The sequence below is a fragment of the Inhella sp. genome, from assembly GCF_027532025.1.
Classification (GTDB): Bacteria; Pseudomonadota; Gammaproteobacteria; order Burkholderiales; family Burkholderiaceae_C; genus Inhella.
This window is the reverse complement of the sequence record NZ_JAPZSY010000107.1, coordinates 1-18,042: the sequence shown is the minus strand read 5'-3', so window position 1 is coordinate 18,042 and position 18,042 is coordinate 1. Positions and strand designations below refer to the sequence as shown.

Below are 18,042 nucleotides of genomic sequence, written 5' to 3'. Positions count from 1 at the left end.
TTTGCTTGGGTCGGTAATTACCCTGGGTTATGGCTCTTGAGCCGTCCGCACAGGTAGGTCCAGACGAAGTGCGCCGCGGCTTGGCTGCTCAGCTCCGCGTGGTCGTAGGGGGGCGACACCTCCACGCAGTCCATCCCCACCCAGGGCAGGTCGGCCAGGTCTTCGAGCACCGTGAGCACCTGGCTGCTGCTCAGGCCGCCGGGCTCGGGCGTACCGGTGCCCGGGGCGAAGGCGGGGTCCAGGCAGTCGATGTCCAGGCTCAGGTACAGGGGGGGGTGGCCGGCGGCGGCCACGCGCTGGCGGATGTCGTTCAGCACCGGGTCCAGCAGGGCGCTGCCGTCGAGGCCGCGCAGGCGGCGGGCTTCGTAGATCAGGCCGCCGCGGTCGCGCACGAACTCGCGCGCGGCGCGCTCGGCCGAGGAGCGGATGCCCATTTGCACGAAGCACTCCGGCAGCACTAGGCCCTCGTTGAAGGCTTCGGCCACCCAGGTGCCGTGGCCGCTGGGTTCGCCGAAGTGGTTGGTCCAGGTGTCGCAGTGGGCGTCGAAGTGCAGCACACCCAAGGGCCGTCCATGGTGGGCGCGGTAGGCGCGCAGCAGGGGCAGGGTGATGGAGTGGTCGCCCCCCAGCCACACCATGTGGTGCGCGGCCAGCAGTGGGGGCAGCATGGGGGCCAGGGCCTGCCGCATGCCGGTCAGGCTGGTGTTGGGCAGGGGCAGGTCGCCCAGGTCGACGGCGCGGCCTTGGGGGCTGGTGTCGAACAAGGGGTGGTGGGCGTCGCACAGCATGGCGCTGGCGCGGCGGATGGCGGCCGGGGCCATGCGGGCGCCGGGGCGGTGGGTGGTGGAGCCGTCCCAGGCGATGCCGGCGATGGCAAAGGGCGCCGCCGAACTGCCTGGTTGGGCCAGCGGCAATTGCAAGAAGCCAGGGTGGTGGAGGTAAGCGAATTGGGTCAAGGCAGGGGCCGGGTCGGATCAGTCGGCAGGGAGCAGCGCCCGGGGTTTGAAACGGTCCCAAAAATCCGCCGCTGGCAAGGGCCGCGACCAGTGGTAGCCCTGGCCCGTGCGGCAGCCCAGGGTCTGGAGCGACTCCGCCCAACTCGGCTCTTCGACGCCTTCAGCCACCGTGTCGAGCTTGAGTTTGTGGGCCATGGCGATGATAGTTTCCACGATCGCCCGGTCGGGCGGGCTGGTGACGAAGCGGCGCACAAAGCCTTGGTCGATTTTGAGTTGCTGCACCTCCAGCCGCGACAAGTAGGCGAGGTTGGAGTAGCCGGTGCCGAAGTCGTCGATGGACAGGGTGACGCCCAGCGCCCTCAGGCGGCGCAGCGCGGCGTGCAGGGCGTCGGCGCTGTCGACCAGCACGGATTCGGTGAGCTCCAGCACCAGGGCCGAGCCGGGCAAACCGGTTTCGGCCAGGCAAGTGAGCACGTCGTTGGCGAGGTCGTCGCGCCGGCATTGCACCATCGACACGTTGACGGCGACGGTGAAGTCGGTCCAGCCCGCTTTGCGCCAACTTTGGGCCTGCTGGCAGGCTTCGTGCAGGCCCCAACGGCCGAGTTCGACGATCAGGCCCGAGCGTTCGGCCAGCGGAATGAATTGCGCCGGGGACACCGGCCCGTGCACCGGATGCGTCCAGCGCATCAGGGCCTCGGCGCCCACGACCGTGCCACTGGCCAAATCGACCTTGGGCTGGTAGTGCATCTGGAAGCCCTCGCCGCGCTTGAGGCAGTTGCGCATGGAGGTCAGCAGGTCGAGTTGGTAGGCCTGGTCTTCCTGCAGGTTGGGCGCGAATCCAGCCACGCCATTGCGGCCGCGGTCCCGGGCCAGCCGCATGGCCGCGTCGAGGTGACTCAGCAGCTCGGCATAGCTGTGGGCACCGCGCGTGGCCGCGATGCCGCCGGACACGGTGCAGCGCACCTCGATGCCCACCAGGTCGATGGGTTCGCCCGTGGCGTTGACGAATCGTTGAGCCCATTCCAGGCTTTGCACATCGTCCAGACTGGCCGTGGTGGTCACCAGGAATTCGTCGCCACTGAGGCGGTAGAGCGTTTCGTCGGGGCCGAGCATTTGCCGCCAGCGCTCGGTGAGAGCCACCAAAAGGCGGTCGCCCACCTGGGGGCCGAAGGCGTCGTTGATGGAGCGAAAGCCATCGACGTTGAAGAGGGCCACCGTTGCCTCGCCCGAGCGCGGCAGCATGCAAGCTGGCACCAAGGCCTCTTGGGCGGCGTGTCGGTTGGGCAGGCCGGTGAGGGCGTCTTGGCGCCGATTGGCTTCCAGCGCCTGCATGGAGGAATGGGCCTTGGATTGGCCATCCAGCGCTTGCTTCAGGGTCACGCGCAGGTCGTACACCAGGTTCCACACGGCATAAGCCGTCATGCCCAAGATGGCCAGCAACGTGGCGGTGAGCACGGTGTTGGAGGCGGGCGGTGCGGCGTTTTGCGGCGCGTAGGCCAAGCCGACGCCCACGATGATCAAACCTTGGATCACCGTCAGCCAACGCAAGGTGCTGGCAGACCGCAACATGCCGGCGAAGACCAACAAGGCGGGCAGGGCAAGAAGGGAGGTGTCGCGCAGGCCATGACCATGGAGAGCCAGCCCGCCGACCATGCAAGACGTCACCAACAAGAACCAGTCGGCGGCGGCGTCGGGGCGTTGACGCCGAGACAGCAGAAAACAGGGCAGCAAGGACGCGATGCTGACGGCGATGATGACGGCGGTGGTGCGGCGTCCAATGGCGGTGTACAGCCCCGCCATCAGCCCCAAAACGACCACGCTCCACAGCAACGTGCGCAGCATGCGCTGGCTTCGCGCAGGCACGCTGAGGTGGGCGGGGGCTTGGTAGTTCATGGGCGGCTGTCGAGGCAGTGAGTCGAACCGGTCCGGCGCCATGGGGGTGAACGCAAACCATCTCGCGCGGGGCGGGCTGGCGCGCGATGACAGCCAATTCGCTCGATGCGGCTGCCGACGGGGGAGCTTTCAGGCGCTGGTTGGGCGGACATCAGCGGTCGATTGAACCCCAAAACCAGCGCGTGAACCACCTTCTTCCCGGCAGAAAGTCACCTTGAAGCCCGCTTCGTGCCCACCCAGGGCCTGGGTTAGCGCAGTTCGTCACAGGCCACCAGCCTTCCGCCCACCTCGCGGAGCGCGGGAAGCACCTCGGCGCAGCGGGCCGTGGCGCGCGGGCAGCGTTGGTGGAAGGCGCAGCCGCTGGGCGGCTTCAGCGGGCTGGGCAGCTCGCCTTTGAGCACGATGCGTTCTCGCCGGTCTGCGGCGTGCAGGGCGGGCGTGGCGCTCATCAGGGCCTGGGTGTAGGGGTGCAGGGGCTGGGCAAACAGCGTGGCTTTGGGGCCGCGCTCCACCACGCGGCCCAGGTACATCACGGCCACCTCGTCGGCCACGTGCTGCACCACGCTGAGGTTGTGGCTGATGAAGACGTAGGCCACGCCGGTCTGCTCTTGCAGGTCCATGAACAGGTTCAGCACCTGGGCCTGGATGGAGACGTCGAGCGCGCTCACGGGTTCGTCGGCCACCACCAGGCGGGGCTGGAGCATCATGGCCCGGGCGATGGCCACGCGTTGGCGCTGGCCGCCGCTGAACATGTGCGGGTAGCGGCCGGCATGCTCAGGGCGCAGGCCCACGCGCGACAGCGCGGCGGCCACGCGCTCGCGGCGCTCGGCCGCGCTCCAGGTGGTGTTGATGACCAGGGGCTCGGCCAGGGTGCGCCCGATGCTGTGGCGCGGGTTCAACGAGGCGTAGGGGTTCTGGAACACCATCTGGACCTGCTGGCGCAGGCGCTTTCGCGTGGTGGCGTCGGCCTGGGTCATGTCCTGCCCGTCGAAGCACAGGCGCCCGGCGGTGGGCGGCTCGATCAGCGTGAGCTGCCGCGCCAGGGTGGACTTGCCGCAGCCCGACTCGCCCACCACGGCCAGGGTGCGGCCGGCGTGGACCTCGAAGCTCACGTCTTGCAGCGCGCGCACCGTGGCCTTGCCGAACCAGCCTTGGCGCACGCGGTAGTGGCGCGTCAGCGCCTCGGCTTGAAGGAGCGGTGCGGTCATGAGGGAAAGAAGCAACGAACGCCCTGCACCAGCGCCGGGCGTTCGGCGTGGCAGCGGGGCTGGACCTTGGGACAGCGAGGGCTGAGCAGGCAGCCCGCCGGGCGGTCGTGCGCGCCGGGCACGATGCCGCTCAAGGCCTGCAAGCGGCGCGCGCCTTGGTTGTGCTCGGGCAGGGCGGCCAGCAAGGCCTGGGTGTAGGGGTGCTGGGGGGCGTCGAACAAGGCGGGCACGGGGCCGGTTTCGACGACCTGGCCGGCGTACATCACGGCCACGCGCGCACCGCCGACGGGCCGCTCCCGAGGCGGTGCAGCCCCCTCGGGGGGCAGCGACGCCTGCAAGGCGTCGCGTGGGGGCTGGCGTGATGCGAGCTCCGCCACCAGCGCGAGGTCGTGCGTGATCATGATCAGCGCCATGCCCTGCTCGCGCTGCAGGCGCAGCAGCAGGTCGACGATTTGCGCTTGGATGGTCACGTCCAGCGCCGTGGTGGGCTCGTCGGCGATGAGCAGCTTCGGGCCACAGGCGATGGCCATGGCGATCATCACGCGCTGGTTCATGCCGCCGCTCAGCTCGTGCGGGTAGGCCTGCAGGCGGCGTGCGGCGTCGGGGATCTCCACCTGCTCCAACAGGGCCACGGCGCGCTCCCGCGCGGCGCGGCCTTTCAAGCCCAGGTGCAGCTTCAGCACCTCCTCGATCTGGAAGCCCACGGTGTAGCTGGGGTTCAGCGCGGTCAGCGCGTCTTGGAACACCATGGCCACGTCGCGGCCCACCACGCGGCGGCGCTCGCGGTCCGACAGCGTCAACAGGTCGTGGCCGAGGAAGCGGCAGCGGTCGGCGGTGACCACGCCGGGGGCGCTGATCAGCCCCATCAAGCCCATCATGCTGACGGACTTGCCCGAGCCGGATTCGCCCACGATGCCCAGCACCTCGCCGGCGTCCACGTGCAGGTCCACGCCGTCCACGGCCGGGAAGGCGCCGAAGCGAACGCGCAGGTTTTGGATGTCGAGCATCAACTCACCCGCTTCAGCTTGGGGTCGAGCGCGTCGCGCAGGCCGTCGCCCATGAGGTTGATGGACAGCACGGCGGTCAAGATGGTCAGGCCCGGCAGGGTGACGACCCAAGAGGCGCGCTGGATGTAGTCGCGGGCGCTGGACAGCATGGTGCCCCACTCGGGCAGCGGCGCTTGCACGCCCAAGCCCAGGAAGCCCAGGCCGGCCGCGGCCAGGATGGCGCTGGAAAAGCCCAGCGAGGCGTTGACGATCAGCGGCGCCATGCAGTTGGGTAGCACGGTCACCAGCATCAGGCGCAGGGTGCCGGCGCCTGCCACGCTGCTGGCGGTGACGTACTCCTTGGGCAGCTCGGTCAGGGCGGCGGCGCGTGTGAGGCGCACGAAGCCGGGCAAGGCGCCGATGGCGATGGCCAGCACCGTGTTCACCAAGCCCGGGCCCAGCACCGTGATGACGCAGATGGCCAGCAGCAGGCTGGGCAGGGCGAGCAAGATGTCCATCACCCGCATGACCACCGGTCCCAGGCTGCGGGCGTAGAAGGCCGCCAGCAGGCCGAGCAGCACGCCGGGCACCAGCGACAGCACGACCGCAGCCAAGCCCAGGCCCAGCGAGGCACGCCCGCCGTGCAGCAGGCGGGACAGCAAGTCGCGGCCCAGCTCGTCGGTGCCGAACACGAACTGCCAACTGCCGCCGTCCATCCACACCGGCGGCGCCAGCAGGTGGGCGCGGTGCTGTTGGATGGGGTCGTAAGGCGCCAGCCAGGGCGCGAACACCGCCGCCAGCACCAGGGTGGCGAACACCAGCAGGGCCACGAAGGCGCCGCGGTTGGCCTTGAAGCCTTGCCAGAACTCTTGGAAGGGGTTGTTCATGTCAGTGGCGCCCGGCCGCCCGAAGCCACTGAGCGCCCCCTCGGGGGGTGGCGAGCGAACGCGAGACTGGGGGTTGTTTCATGTCAATGCCCTCCGCCGCGCAGGCGCGGATTGACGATGCCGTTGAGCAGGTCCACCAGCAGGTTCACGGCGATGAAGGTCAGCGCCGTGACCAGGATGCCGGCCTGCACCACGGGGTAGTCGCGCCGGGCGATGGCGTCGATCATCCATTTGCCGATGCCGGGCCAGCTGAAGATGGTTTCGGTGAGCACGGCGCCCGCTAGCAGGCCGCCCATTTGCAGGCCGATGACGGTGAGCACGGGGATGAGGGCGTTGCGCAGCGCGTGCACGCCCACGATGCGCGCCATGGGCAGGCCTTTGGCGCGGGCGGTGCGGATGTAGTCCTCGCGCAGCACCTCCAGCAGGCTGGAGCGCGTCATGCGCGCCACCACCGCCATGCTGGCCGTGCCCAGCACGATGCCCGGCAGCAGCAGGTGGCGCACGGCGCTCCACCAGGCACCGCTCTCGTCGTGTAGCGCGGCGTCGATCAGCATGAAGCCGGTGACGCGCTGCACCTCGTACTCGATGGCCACGCGGCCCGACACCGGCGTCCAGCCCAGGTTGACCGAGAAGGTCATGATCAAGAGCAGCCCCCACCAGAACACGGGCATGGAGTAGCCCACGGTGGCCAGTCCCATCACGCCTTGGTCCAGCCAGGTGCCGCGCTTCAGCGCTGCGGCCATGCCCAGCAGCAGGCCGACGACGACGGCCAAGAACAAGGCCATGAAGGCCAGCTCGATGGTGGCGGGGAACAGGGCCGCGAATTCTTCGCTGACCGGCGCCTTGGACACCATGGAGCGGCCCAAGTCGCCTTGCAGCAGCTGGCCCAGGTAGTCCAGGTACTGCACGGGCAGGGGCTGGTCCAGGCCGAGTTGCTTCACCAGCGCGGCGTGCGCCTCGGGGTCGAGCCGGCGCTCGCCCATCATGACCTCGACGGGGTCGCCCGGCACCAGGCGGATCAGGCCGAAGGCCACGACCGTGATGCCCAGCACCGTGGGCACCAGCATCAAGAGCCTTTGCAGCAGGGCCTTCATCACCAGCGGCTCGTGTAGGGGCGGGGCTCTGGCGGCTGCTTGATCTTCATGCCGACGGGGTCGTTCACCACGTACAGCAACGCGGCGGTTTCGGCGTCCGGTTGCCCGTCGTACTTGGCCGGGCGGAAGCGCATCTGGAAGGCGGTGAGCACGTCGCGCGTGTAGGCGTCCAGCTCGCCGGTGCGGCTAGCGGCGAAGCCCCACTGCGCCAGCTTGTCTTGGAACCAAGTCAGCTCAGGCAGGGCCTGCTCGTACTGCGCCTTCTTGGCGGCCACCATGGCGTCGTCGGGCCAGGCGATCAGGCCGGCGTCGGCCAGCTGGCGCCAGGGGAAGAGCGGGCCGGGGTCTTGCTTGCTGCGGGGCTGGATGTCGCTGTGGCCCACGATGCGCTCGGGGCGGATGTTGTGGCGCTTGACGATCTCTTTGCTCAGCGCGATGACCTCGTCGATCTGCGCCTGCGGGAAGGGCTTGAACTGCATGACGCCGTCCGGGCCGCGCGTACCGCCGGTGTTGACGATCTCGATGCCGATGCTGCTGGCGTTGAGCTGCGTGTGCCCGCGCCAGTAGCTGGGGCCGGCGTGCCAGGCGCGCTGGCTCTCGTCCACCAGGCGGTAGGTGCGCACCGGGTTCTCGCTCACCAGGTAGTGGCTGCTGACGGGCGCGGCGCTCGGCTTGGTGAGCGTGTGCAGCGAGCTCTTGAAGTCGCCCACGGTGTAGTGCATCACCAGGAACAGCACGCGGCTGTCTTGGTTCTCGCTCGTGTACGTGGTGTCGACGCGCACGCCGGTGGTTTGGCAGCCGGCCAGTGCAAGGGCAGCGAGCAGGGGGAGGAGCTTGGTCTTCATGCGGCGAACGCGTTCAAGGCCAGGCGGGCGGCGGCGTGGTGCGACGCGAGCTGGCGGGTTTGCAAAGGGCAGTCGGCGGGCAGCGCGGCGCGCAGGCCCTCGGTGACGAGCGGGTGTAGCAGCAGCACGCGGCCGGCGGCGACCACGGGCTGGGGACCCAGGCGCCGGCGCAGCACGGCGCCCAGGCGGCCCAGCTCTTGGCCGGCGCGGTGCAGCAGCGCGCAGGCCTCGGGGTCGTGCCGCTCGGCCGCCTCGGCCACGGCCAGGGCCAGGCGGCCCACGGCGCCACGGTCGCTGGCGTAGACGAACTGGCGGGTCAGCGCCCAATCGGGGCCGCCCAGGGCGTTGAAGACGGCCCGGGCCAGGCCGCTGTGCGGCCAACTGCCTGGGGCCTCGTCCTCGCGGCGCCAAATGGCGGCCAGGGCTTCCTTGGCGATCCAGTAGCCGCCGCCTTCGTCGCCCAGCGCGAAGCCACGACCGCCGGCGCGGTGCAGGGTGCCGGCCGCGTCCAGGTGGGTGGCGATGGAGCCGGTGCCGGCGTAGACCAAGACGCCCTCGCCGGGCTGAAAAGCGGCGTGGAAGGCCACGTGCATGTCGCTGTGGCAGGCCACGCGCGGGGTGCCCAGGGCCTGGGTGATGAGGCCGTTGAGTTCTTGTGTGGGTGCAGCGGCCGGGTCGCTGATGCCCGTCACCCCGCCCACCACCGCCACCGCGTGGCCGTGTGGGCGCAGTTGCTGGGCCAGCGCGGCCAAGGTGTGTGGCAGCTGTTGGCGCGGCTCGGGCTGCGACAGGTGCAGGCCGCTGAAGCCGTCCACCTGCCCCTCGGCCACCAGCGCGCCGCCAGCGTCCACGGCGGCCCAGCGGGTGGCCGTGCCGCCCGCGTCCAGGCCGACGAACAAGGCGGTGCTCATTTCAACCAGCCTTGGCGCGGGCCCTCGAGCCCGTTGCGGCCGATCGCGCTGGCCACCAGCGCGTCGGCGTCGGCCGGCCAGGCGAACAGGCCGGGGCCCGCCAACTCGCCGCGCCATTGCCCTCGAACCCGCCACCAGCGCCACACGCGCGGCGGGGGGCTGCCGTCGTCGGCCAGCAAGGCGGCGTGTTGGCGGTCCACCCAGGCCAGGCGCAGCGCGGGCGCCGAGGGGGCGGGCAGCCAAGGCGTGGCGGGCGGCACGGCGGGCGCGGGGTAGCTGAAGCGCAGCAGGTCGGCGATGCCACGGCGGTTCTGCGTCAGCGCGGCCATGCTGAAGTGCACGTGGCCGCTGGCCGGGTGCAGCTGGCGGGTGAGGTCGATTTGGCCAACGATCTCCTCGGGCTGCCAGCTGGTGGGCTCGGCGTTGATGCGGCTGGTGAACAGGCCCGGCCACACGTGGCGGCCTTGCGGGTTCAGCGCCAGCCAGCCCTGCAGCAGGGGGCCGAAGGCCTGCGCGGTTTGCGCGCGCGGCCAGTAGAGCTGGGGCACGAGGTAGTCCAGCCAGCCCTCGCGCAGCCAGCGCTCCACGTCGGCGTACAGCTTGTCGAATTGGCTGAAACCGGCGATGCCCGGCGGGCGGGCGTCGGGCCGCATCAGGCCGAAGGGGCTGATGCCGAGTTGGGTGCCGGGGCGCACCTCGCGGGTGAGCCGGAACATCGCTTCCACCAGCCGGTCGACGTTCTGCCGCCGCCAGTCGGCGCGGTTCAGGCCGGTGGCCAGGCCGAAGCGTTGCCAGCTAGCCTCGTCGGGGAAGTCGACCTCGTTGCCGGCGGCGTCTTTCTCCGGGTAGGGGTAGAAGTAGTCGTCGATGTGCAGGCCGTCGAGCGCGTATCGGCTCAGCACGTCGCGCATCACGGCCAGGGTGTGGGCGGCGGCCTCGGGTTCGCCGGGGTCGATCCACAGCTGCTTGCCGTAGGGCTTCACCCAGGCGGGTCGGGTTTGGCTCAGGTGGCTGGCGTGCAGCGGGCTTTGCGCCGCGCTTTGGCGGGCGCGGTAGGGGTTGAACCAGGCGTGCAGCTCCAAGCCGCGGGCGTGGGCCTCCGCGATCCACAGGGCCAGCGGGTCGTAGGCCGGGTCGGGCGCCTGACCTTGCGTGCCGGTGAGGTACTCGCTCCAGGGCTCCAGCGCGCTGGGGTAGAGCGCGTCGGCGCTGGTGCGCACTTGCAGAATCAAAGCGTTCAAGCCCAGCGAGGCGGCCAGCGCCACCGTGGCGCGCACCTCGTCCTGCTGCTCGGCCGTGCTCAGGCCCTTGCGGCTGGGCCAATCGATGTTGGCCACCGTGGCCACCCAGGCGGCGCGGAACTCGCGCGGGATGGCGGGGGCTTCCAGCGTTACCGGGCCGGCTGGCTGGGGGAGCGTGGTGCAAGCGCTCAGGCCCAGGGCGCCTGCGGCGCCGAGCCAGCGGCGGCGGCTGATGGGGGGCATCAGACTTTGATGAACCATTGCCGCTTGAACAAGAACAGGCCCACGCCGTAGAACACGGCCACGAACCCCACGGCGAACAGCAAAGAGGCGTTGACCGGGGCCAAGCCCGAGGCCGCCAAGGGCGCGTACAGCGCCGCCTTGAGGCTGGCGTCACCGACCTTGACGGTGTACAGCAGCTTGGCCACGAGGCCGGAGAGCACGAACAGCGCCAGCGCGTTCATGCCGAACACCACCAAGGGCTGCGCCAGCCGCCGCGCGCCTTGGCGCAAGGCCTCGTCCGGGGCGGCGTCCAAGAGCCAAAAGCTGGCCCCGAACAGCAGGCAGGCCCAGCCGGCGGTGGCGGCAACAAACGCCGGCGTCCACAGGTTTTTGTTGATGGGCATGTTCCAGGCGTGCAGCACCTGACCGGCCCACAGCAGCACGAGGCCCGCGAGGAAAAAGCCCACGGTGCGCTCGGCCGCGCTGCGGCGCGTGGCGAGCCAGTGGCCCGCCAGCAGGCCGGCGATTTGGCTGGCCACGGCCGGCAGGGTGCTGAGCAGGCCCTCCGGGTCCCACACCTTGGACTTGGCCCACAGGTGGCCGTCCATCAGCGCGCGGTCCAGCGCGCTGGCGGTGTCTTGCCCTGGCAGCAGCGAGCCGGTGCGGATCACGCCGTCGGCGCCGGTCACGGGCACGGCCAGCATCAGCACGCTGTAGAGGCCCAGGAGGCCCAGGCCCACGGCGGCCTGGCCGCGCCATCCCAGGTACACCGCCAGCGGCGCGGCCACCATGGTGCACAGGCCCAGGCGCTGCAGCACCCCGGGCCAGCGCAGGGTGTCGAGGTCCAACGCAGGGATGAAGTTCAGCGCCAAGCCGATGAGCACGATGACGGCGCCGCGCCGCACCGTCGTCAGCGTGAGCTTGAGCTTGTCGTCGCCCAGTGCGGCACGGCGGCTCAAGCTCATGGTCATGGCCATGCCGCTGATGAAGACGAAGAAGGGGAAGACCCAATCGGTGAAGGTCCAGCCGTGCCACTCGGCGTGCGCCAGCGGGCCGTACAGGTGGCCCCAGTCGCCGGGGTTGTTCACCAAAAGCATGGCGGCGATGGTGAAGCCGCGGAAGGCGTCGAGCGATTGCAGCCGGGCGTTCACGCGGCCTCCTTCTTGCCGAAGCCTTCGGGCACGCGGACCAGGGCCGTCACCAGGAACGAGGGCACGGTGGCCACCAACACCCAGGCGAAGAACGCGAGGTAGCCGATCAGGTCTTGCAGCCAACCGCTCCACATGCCCGGCACCATCATGCCCATGGCCATGAAGCCAGTGCACAGGGCGTAGTGCGCCGTCTTGTGCGGCCCGTCGGCTGCCCAAATCATGACCATGAGGTAAGCCGTGAATCCAAGTCCGTAGCCGAACTGCTCGACCGCCAGAGCGGCACTGACCCACCACATCCCAGGGGGCTGCAGCCATGCAAGCAGAACGTAAACCACGTTGGGCAGGTTGATCGCGAAGGCCATGGGCCACAAGGCGCGTCGCAGCCCATGGCGAGAGATGAGCCATCCCCCGACGATGCCGCCCAGCGTCAGCGCCGAAATGCCCACCCAACCATACGCAATGCCCACTTGCTGGTTGTCCAGCCCCAAACCACCCCTGTCGATGGGGTCGAGCAGGAACGGCGAGACCAGCCGCAGCAACTGAGCCTCTGGAAATCGGTACAAGAGCAAGAAGGCCAGCACGACGCCGACGCCCGGCTTGCGAAAGAAGGCAATGAAGACGTCGACGGAATCGCGCGCAAACACGCGCCAATTGCGAATAGAAGCTGGGCGATCGGCAGTGGGAATGGGAAGTGCCATCAAGTGCCAGGTTGCCCCTAGCCCGAACATGACAGCGAGTAAAGCCATCACGCCTTGCCATGCCTCAACCGGGTTGCCCGAGTGCTTGATCCAAACTCCGGATAGGTAAACCAATCCACCTTGCCCGAGGATGTTGGCCGCCCGATAGGCTGCGGACCGCACGCCAACGAAGGCGGCCTGTTGATGGGTTGGCAAAGCCAGCATGTAAAAGCCGTCGGCTGCGATGTCGTGGGAGGCCGAGGCGAACGCCATCAGCCACAGCACGACCAAGCTCATCTGGAAAAAGCTGGGCAGGGGCAGGGTGAGCGCCACACCGGCCAGCAGTGCCCCTACCAGGAACTGAAGGGGCCAAATCCAGCGCCGCTTGGTGCCTAGGAGCTCGATCAAGGGACTCCACAGCGGCTTGATCACCCAAGGCAGGTAGAGCCAGCTCGTGTAGAGAGCGTTTTCGGTGTTGGACAAGCCCAAGTTTTTGTACATGGTGACGCTGAGCGACATCACCACCATGTAAGGCAAGCCCTGGAGTAGGTACAGGCTCGGGATCCAACCCCACGGGCCAACGCGGATCGGTGCGGCGCTCATTCGCCCAGCGCCTTGCGCAGGCTGCCGTCCACCCGCGCCAGCGCCTGCGCCGAGCTGTGCGCGTCCAGACCGTGGCGCAGCATCAGAACTGCGCATTTCACCGAGCCGTCGGCGGCGTCCACCGCGGCCGTGGCCTCGGCCTCGCTGCGGCCGGTGGCGGTGACGGTGAGCGCCACCGAGCGGCGGCGCAACTTGGCGTTGGTGGCCTTCACGTCCACCATCAGGTTGCCGTAGACCTTGTGCAGCTTCACCATCAAGCTGCTGCTGAAGGTGTTGAGCGCGATCTTTTGGGCCGTGCCGGCCTTGAGGCGCGTGCTGCCGCTGATGACCTCGGGGCCGGTGTTGAGGGTGACGCCCACGTCGGCCTGCTCGGCCACGGGCGCGCCCTCGTTGTTGGCAAAGCCCAGGGTCAGGCTGCCGATGGCTTTTGCGGCGTGCAGCGCGCCCATCACGTAGGGCGTGGCGCCGCTGGCGGCGATGCACAGCACCACGTCCTGCGGCGTGGGCTTGAGGCTGTGCAGGTCGCGCGCGCCCATGTCGGCGTCGTCCTCGGCGCCTTCCACGGCGCGGTACAGCGCGGGCGGGCCGCCGGCCAGCAGGGCCTTGGCGCGCTCGGGCGGCCAGCTGAAGGTGGGGTAGAGCTCGACGCTGTCCAGCAGGCCCAAACGGCCTGAGGTGCCGGCGCCGACGTAGAGCAGCCGACCGCCGGCCTGGATGCGCGGCAGCGCGGCCTCCACCGCGCGGGCCAGCGCCGGTGCGGCGGCCTGCACGGCGCGCACGGCCTCGAACTGGTCGTCCACGAAGGCGTGCACCAGGGCCTCGCTGGCGTAGCGGTCCAGCTCGGGGTGTCGGGTGTCGGGTTGCTCGGTGCGGGGCGGGGCGGGCATGGTGGGGACTCTAGGAGTGGCGTGGTGCTGGGCGCATGCCGGGTGATCGTGGGGCCATCACTGCAGGTTCTCGGAAGCGCCGCCTTGGGTCGCGAGCAGGGCGATCAGGGCGTCGAGCACCGGACGCCCCTTCGCTGCGGCTTGCGGGTGGTTCAAGAGCGCCACCACCACCCAGGGGCGGTCGCGTGCATCGGACACCACGCCGGCCAAGCCGACGACGTTGTTCAGCGTGCCGGTCTTGAGCCGAGCGCGCCCCTCGGCAGCCGTGCCGCGCAGCCGGCGACCCATCGTGCCGTCCACACCAACCAGGGGCAGGCCGGCCAACCAATCGGGGGCATGCCGACCGGCCAGTGCCGTCGAAATGACCTGGGCCAACAGCGTGGGGCTCAGTCGTTCGCTGCGCGAAAGGCCCGACCCGTTGTCCAGCACCAAGCTGCGCGTGTCGATGCCGTGCCGCTTCAGCCACGCTTCAACCCGGGCTGCGGCGCGTTCGCGCGTGCTGCGGCCCGCCCCAGGGGTGGGCGCGGTGGCACCCAACTCCAGGTAGACGAGCCGGGTCAGCGCGTTGTCCGAGCGCTTGATGGCCCCGCGCAGCAGCTCCGCCAGTGGGCGCGCTTGGTGGGAGGCCAGCACGCGGGCCTCGGCAGGCGTGCCGCCGAGCCCGGCCTGCTCGGCCTTGCCGCCCAGCTGGCGCCACAGCTGCAGCAGCGCCTGCGGGTCGAGCCAGTCGCGGTCCACCAGGTTCAGCGCCTGCCGCACCGTGCAGCCGCGCGGGAAGGCGCCTTGCAGCAGCACTTGCAGACCGTCGGCTTGAGGGCTCACGATGGGTGGGCGCCAGTGGGCGTTCCAAGCGTTGCAGGGCGCGTCCACCAGAGCGACCTGGCGGCTGTCGACCGTCAAGCCGGCCCAAGCGGGCGACCAGCGCGCCGTGAGGCTCTGCTCATCGGCCTGCAGGTGCAAGTCCAGCAGATTGCCGTTGAGGTGCAACGCGTCGGGAATGACGTTGTAGGGGAACTCGGGGGCCTCGTCGAAGGGGGGCACCTGGTCTTCCCGCGCAGGCTCGAAGCGGCTGCGGTCCACCCACAGCCCGCCGCGCACCTCGCGCACCCCGGCCTCGCGGGCCTGGCGCAACAGGTTCCACAGAACGCCCCAGTCGAGGTCGGCGTCGGCGGCCCCGCGCAACACCAAAGGCCCGTGCAGCACCCCATCCACCAGCGTGCCCGATGCCAGCAGGTCGGTGCGCCCGCGCCACTGGGGGCCCAATTCGTCCAGCGCCACGGCCGATGTCAGCACCTTGATGGTGGACCCCGGCTGCATGACCTGGTCGGCCTGCCAACGCAGTCCCGTGTTGGGTCGGTGCACCGGAAATGCCACGACCGCCAAGGCCTCGGCGGGCAGGTCGGCGGCCGACAAGGCAGCGTGAACGGGGCGGGGAAGGGGGTCGGTCAACGTGCTGCAGCCCGCCACAACCAGGGCCAAGCTCAGCACGCCCGACAGCAGGCCGATGCGCATGCCGTCAGCCTAGCGTCTGCGCGCGGCTTCGGCCATTGGCATGAGTCAGGGTTATGGTTCAGGCCCAAGCATTCATCGTGGCTAGGGCAGGTCCCGGGTGCCCAGTGCCCTGTCGTCCGGCCATGATGCGCCCTATCGTTGTCCCACCCGCCGAGGAACCCTTATGCGATTGAACCGCCTAGCCCTGTGTTTCCTGACCCTTGGAATGGGGGCCCACCTGGGGGCACAGGCCCAAGGCACCACCGGCAGCGGCGGCGATACCGCCAAGCTGGAAAAAGTGGTGGTCACGGGTTCCAGCATCAAGCGGCTCCGCGACGAGGGCTCGCTGCCGGTGCAGGTGTTCACGCGAGCCGAAATCGACCGCGCCGGCATCAGCAGCGCCGAGCAACTCGTCGGGTTGCTGACCAGCAATGGCAATGGCGTGGACAACATGGCCAGCCAGTCGGATGTGGTGGCGGGTGATGCGCGAGGCAACAACGGCGCTTCGTTTGCCAACCTGCGCGGCCAGGGCTCGCGCAACACGCTGGTGTTGCTCAACGGCCGTCGTGTGGCCTCGCACGGCCTCAATGGCACGGCGGTGAACCTGAACACCATCCCGATGAACGCCATCGAGCGGGTCGAGGTGCTGAAAGACGGTGCCTCGGCGATTTACGGCACGGATGCCATCGGTGGCGTCATCAACTTCATCACCAAGAAGGACCTCTCGGGCTTGCAGCTCGAAGGCTTCATGGATGTGCCTTCGCGCAAGGGCGGCGAGGTTTACGGTGTCAAGGTGAGCGGGGGCCTGGGTAACCTAGCCAAGGATGGCTACAGCCTGCTGTTTGCTGCCGCCCACACCGACAACAAGATCCTGACCGGTCAGCAGCGCGATTTCGTTAACACCTTCCAACCCGATCGCGGTTTGTCGGTGGACACGCGAGGCACGCCCATCGCCACGGTGTTTGCCGTGGGCACGACGGCCACGGTGACCAACATCTTTTCGCCCATCGCGGCGCTCGGCGCGGCTGGCCCGTCGTCGACCGGCGTGCTGCGCCCCGGGGACACGGTTCGCTACAACGGGATCAACACCCTGGACTTGCCCGGGGGCGCAGGTTGTGGCTCGATGCCGAACTCGGCCCCGTACGACGACCGGCTCTGGAACAACCCGGCCACGGCCTTTGGCTGCGCCTGGGACACCGGGGTGTCGGCCACCTTGCAGCAGCCCGTGAAGAACACCAGCTTGGTGTTGCGTGGCTCGTACAAGCTGGGCGAGCACCAGATCAGCGCCGAGTTGGTGGGCGCCAAGGTCAACTCGTACAAAGCCTTCTCTGAAGTCCAGTTGATTGGCAACAACAGCACGGCGCGCTACCGGATCACGACGGCCAACAGCTCCTACAACGACGTCTTCAATGCGCTGGTCGGCGCCTTCCCGACGCTGGAGGGCAACCGCGGCCGCGACATCTACTTCCGTTGGCGCTGCCTGCCCTGCGGTCCGCGCGAGATCGAGACCGATACCGAGTCCCGCCGCTTCTTCTTGGGTGCCGACGGCCCACTGCCTTTCGCCGATTGGGACTACCGCGTGGGCGTGTCCACGGGCTACAGCGAGGACAAGTCGGCGCTGCGCAACGGCTACTACTACCGGGATGGCATGGTCAACATCCTGGCGAATGGCTCGCTGAACCCGTTCACCTTGAGCCAGACGAGCGCGGGTTTGGCGGCGCTGGAGGGCATCAACGCCCGCGGTTTGCCGCTCTACGGCGGCAAGTTCGAGGTCAAACAGGCCGACGCTTCGGCTTCGGGCCCCATCATGAAGTTGCCCGGGGGCACCGCGATGGCGGCGGTGGGCGTGGATCTCCGGCGTGAGACCTACCGCTTCCGCGGCTTGCCAGCGGCCAGCGCGCCGGGCGGCATCATCATCGCCGCGCCCTTCGACGAGTCCAACAGCGTCGATGGCAAGAGCCGCGACGTGAAGGCCGTGTACGGCGAGCTGCTGATGCCGGTGCTGAAAACCGTCGAGGCCACCCTGGCGGTGCGCACCGACCAGTACACCGGCTTTGGCCGCACCACCAACCCGAAGCTGGCGGTGCGCTGGTTCCCCAGCGAGCAAATCATGGTGCGCAGCAGCTACAGCACCGGTTTCCGCGTGCCGACCTTCAGCCAGCAGCTCAACGGCGTCACCCAAAGCCCGTTCTCGGGCGTGTCCACCCTGGTGGACCCGGAGAAGTGCCCCAGCTTGGTCGTCAGCGGCCTGCCTGGCTGCACGTCGATTTCGCCGGACACCATCGACGGTGGCAACCCCAACTTGCAGCCTGAAAAGGCCAACATCGCCTCTGTCGGGTTGGCGTTCTCGCCCACGCGCGACCTGCGTGCCTCCATCGACTGGTGGTCGATCGAGCTCAAGGATTCGATGCGCAAGCCCGGCATCTCGGAACTCACGCGCTACTACGACCTGTTCAAGTCGCGCTGGGTGCGAGACAGCGCCGGCAACGTGACCGCCATCGACCAACGCTGGTTCAACACCGGTGGCTCCAAGACCACCGGCCTGGAGTGGGAGGTCGAGGGCCAATTCCGCGTGGGCGACGGCCGTTGGAAGGCCAACGTCAACGGCACCTACTTGCTCAGCAAGAAGTCGCGCGCGCTCGACGTGCTGCCATACGGCCCGAGCGAGATTGGGCAGTTCAACCGCTACGGCGATCCCGGCATCCGCTGGAAGCACACCGCCACCTTCAGCTACACCGAGGGCGCATGGACCAGCAGCCTGACCCAGCGCTACAGCAGCGGCTACAACGACAACGTCTTGCCCGGTGTGGTGGCTGGGCGGGTCAGCCCGCCAAACTGGAGCCCGAAGGTGCAGCCGTACACCGTCTACGACGTGTCGGTTTCGTACAAGGGCTTCAAGAACATGGAGGTGATCGCCGGCATCAAGAACTTGCTGGACGACGCACCGCCCTTCAGCGCCTACTACGACGACAACTTGGGCTCTGGCAGCA

At 69.1% G+C, this 18,042-nt stretch carries 14 protein-coding genes; 1 reads left to right on the top strand and 13 read right to left on the bottom strand.

Annotation, left to right across the window (positions count from 1 at the left end; translation table 11 throughout):
* Positions 1 to 17: 17 nt before the first annotated feature.
* The 13 genes from O9335_RS13220 to dacB form a co-directional block, all read right to left on the bottom strand.
* Complete coding sequence (locus O9335_RS13220; RefSeq protein ID WP_298388860.1) at positions 18 to 956, bottom strand: agmatinase; 939 nt, start codon at positions 954 to 956, stop codon at positions 18 to 20.
* 18 nt (positions 957 to 974) lie between these two features.
* Positions 975 to 2,849, bottom strand: coding sequence for a bifunctional diguanylate cyclase/phosphodiesterase (locus O9335_RS13215; RefSeq protein ID WP_298388858.1), 1,875 nt, complete (start codon positions 2,847 to 2,849; stop codon positions 975 to 977).
* A gap of 248 nt (positions 2,850 to 3,097) precedes the next feature.
* Complete coding sequence (locus O9335_RS13210) at positions 3,098 to 4,057, bottom strand: peptide ABC transporter ATP-binding protein (protein WP_298388856.1); 960 nt, start codon at positions 4,055 to 4,057, stop codon at positions 3,098 to 3,100.
* Positions 4,054 to 5,064: an ABC transporter ATP-binding protein gene (locus O9335_RS13205; protein ID WP_298388854.1), complete on the bottom strand. Its 1,011-nt coding sequence runs from the start codon at positions 5,062 to 5,064 to the stop codon at positions 4,054 to 4,056. The genes O9335_RS13210 and O9335_RS13205 overlap by 4 nt, the downstream gene beginning before the upstream one ends.
* On the bottom strand, positions 5,064 to 5,930 hold the full coding sequence (locus tag O9335_RS13200) for an ABC transporter permease subunit (protein ID WP_298388852.1): 867 nt from the start codon (positions 5,928 to 5,930) through the stop codon (positions 5,064 to 5,066). The genes O9335_RS13205 and O9335_RS13200 overlap by 1 nt, the downstream gene beginning before the upstream one ends.
* Before the next feature lie 83 nt (positions 5,931 to 6,013).
* On the bottom strand, positions 6,014 to 7,027 hold the full coding sequence (locus O9335_RS13195; protein ID WP_298388850.1) for an ABC transporter permease: 1,014 nt from the start codon (positions 7,025 to 7,027) through the stop codon (positions 6,014 to 6,016).
* Positions 7,024 to 7,869, bottom strand: a complete 846-nt coding sequence (locus tag O9335_RS13190; RefSeq protein ID WP_298388849.1) for an N-acetylmuramoyl-L-alanine amidase — start codon at positions 7,867 to 7,869, stop codon at positions 7,024 to 7,026. Before O9335_RS13190 ends, O9335_RS13195 begins: the two co-directional genes overlap by 4 nt.
* Complete coding sequence (locus O9335_RS13185; RefSeq protein ID WP_298388847.1) at positions 7,866 to 8,780, bottom strand: N-acetylglucosamine kinase; 915 nt, start codon at positions 8,778 to 8,780, stop codon at positions 7,866 to 7,868. The genes O9335_RS13190 and O9335_RS13185 overlap by 4 nt, the downstream gene beginning before the upstream one ends.
* On the bottom strand, positions 8,777 to 10,264 hold the full coding sequence (locus O9335_RS13180; protein WP_298388846.1) for a family 10 glycosylhydrolase: 1,488 nt from the start codon (positions 10,262 to 10,264) through the stop codon (positions 8,777 to 8,779). Before O9335_RS13180 ends, O9335_RS13185 begins: the two co-directional genes overlap by 4 nt.
* Positions 10,264 to 11,394 (bottom strand): heparan-alpha-glucosaminide N-acetyltransferase domain-containing protein, encoded by a 1,131-nt coding sequence (locus O9335_RS13175; protein ID WP_298388844.1) that lies wholly within the window; start codon positions 11,392 to 11,394, stop codon positions 10,264 to 10,266. Before O9335_RS13175 ends, O9335_RS13180 begins: the two co-directional genes overlap by 1 nt.
* The gene (locus O9335_RS13170; RefSeq protein ID WP_298388842.1) at positions 11,391 to 12,674 is read right to left on the bottom strand and encodes an MFS transporter; all 1,284 of its coding nucleotides are present in this window, start codon (positions 12,672 to 12,674) and stop codon (positions 11,391 to 11,393) included. Before O9335_RS13170 ends, O9335_RS13175 begins: the two co-directional genes overlap by 4 nt.
* Entirely contained in the window at positions 12,671 to 13,561 is an 891-nt protein-coding gene (murQ, locus tag O9335_RS13165; protein WP_298388839.1) for an N-acetylmuramic acid 6-phosphate etherase, read from the bottom strand. Before murQ ends, O9335_RS13170 begins: the two co-directional genes overlap by 4 nt.
* A gap of 57 nt (positions 13,562 to 13,618) precedes the next feature.
* On the bottom strand, positions 13,619 to 15,073 hold the full coding sequence (dacB, locus tag O9335_RS13160; protein ID WP_298388837.1) for a D-alanyl-D-alanine carboxypeptidase/D-alanyl-D-alanine-endopeptidase: 1,455 nt from the start codon (positions 15,071 to 15,073) through the stop codon (positions 13,619 to 13,621).
* 205 nt (positions 15,074 to 15,278) lie between these two features.
* On the opposite strand from dacB, the gene O9335_RS13155 reads away from it, so the two are divergent.
* The coding region (locus tag O9335_RS13155; protein ID WP_298388835.1) for a TonB-dependent siderophore receptor at positions 15,279 to 18,042 on the top strand (2,764 nt) is incomplete at its 3' end.

Excerpts from the sequence above, each read along its gene's own strand:
- O9335_RS13215 (WP_298388858.1), bottom strand. The coding sequence starts at position 2,849 with ATGAACTACCAAGCCCCCGCCCACCTCAGCGTGCCTGCGCGAAGCCAG.
- O9335_RS13210 (WP_298388856.1), bottom strand. The coding sequence starts at position 4,057 with ATGACCGCACCGCTCCTTCAAGCCGAGGCGCTGACGCGCCACTACCGC.
- O9335_RS13205 (WP_298388854.1), bottom strand. The coding sequence starts at position 5,064 with ATGCTCGACATCCAAAACCTGCGCGTTCGCTTCGGCGCCTTCCCGGCC.
- O9335_RS13200 (WP_298388852.1), bottom strand. The coding sequence starts at position 5,930 with ATGAACAACCCCTTCCAAGAGTTCTGGCAAGGCTTCAAGGCCAACCGC.
- O9335_RS13190 (WP_298388849.1), bottom strand. The coding sequence starts at position 7,869 with ATGAAGACCAAGCTCCTCCCCCTGCTCGCTGCCCTTGCACTGGCCGGC.
- O9335_RS13185 (WP_298388847.1), bottom strand. The coding sequence starts at position 8,780 with ATGAGCACCGCCTTGTTCGTCGGCCTGGACGCGGGCGGCACGGCCACC.
- O9335_RS13180 (WP_298388846.1), bottom strand. The coding sequence starts at position 10,264 with ATGCCCCCCATCAGCCGCCGCCGCTGGCTCGGCGCCGCAGGCGCCCTG.
- O9335_RS13170 (WP_298388842.1), bottom strand. The coding sequence starts at position 12,674 with ATGAGCGCCGCACCGATCCGCGTTGGCCCGTGGGGTTGGATCCCGAGC.
- murQ (WP_298388839.1), bottom strand. The coding sequence starts at position 13,561 with ATGCCCGCCCCGCCCCGCACCGAGCAACCCGACACCCGACACCCCGAG.
- dacB (WP_298388837.1), bottom strand. The coding sequence starts at position 15,073 with ATGCGCATCGGCCTGCTGTCGGGCGTGCTGAGCTTGGCCCTGGTTGTG.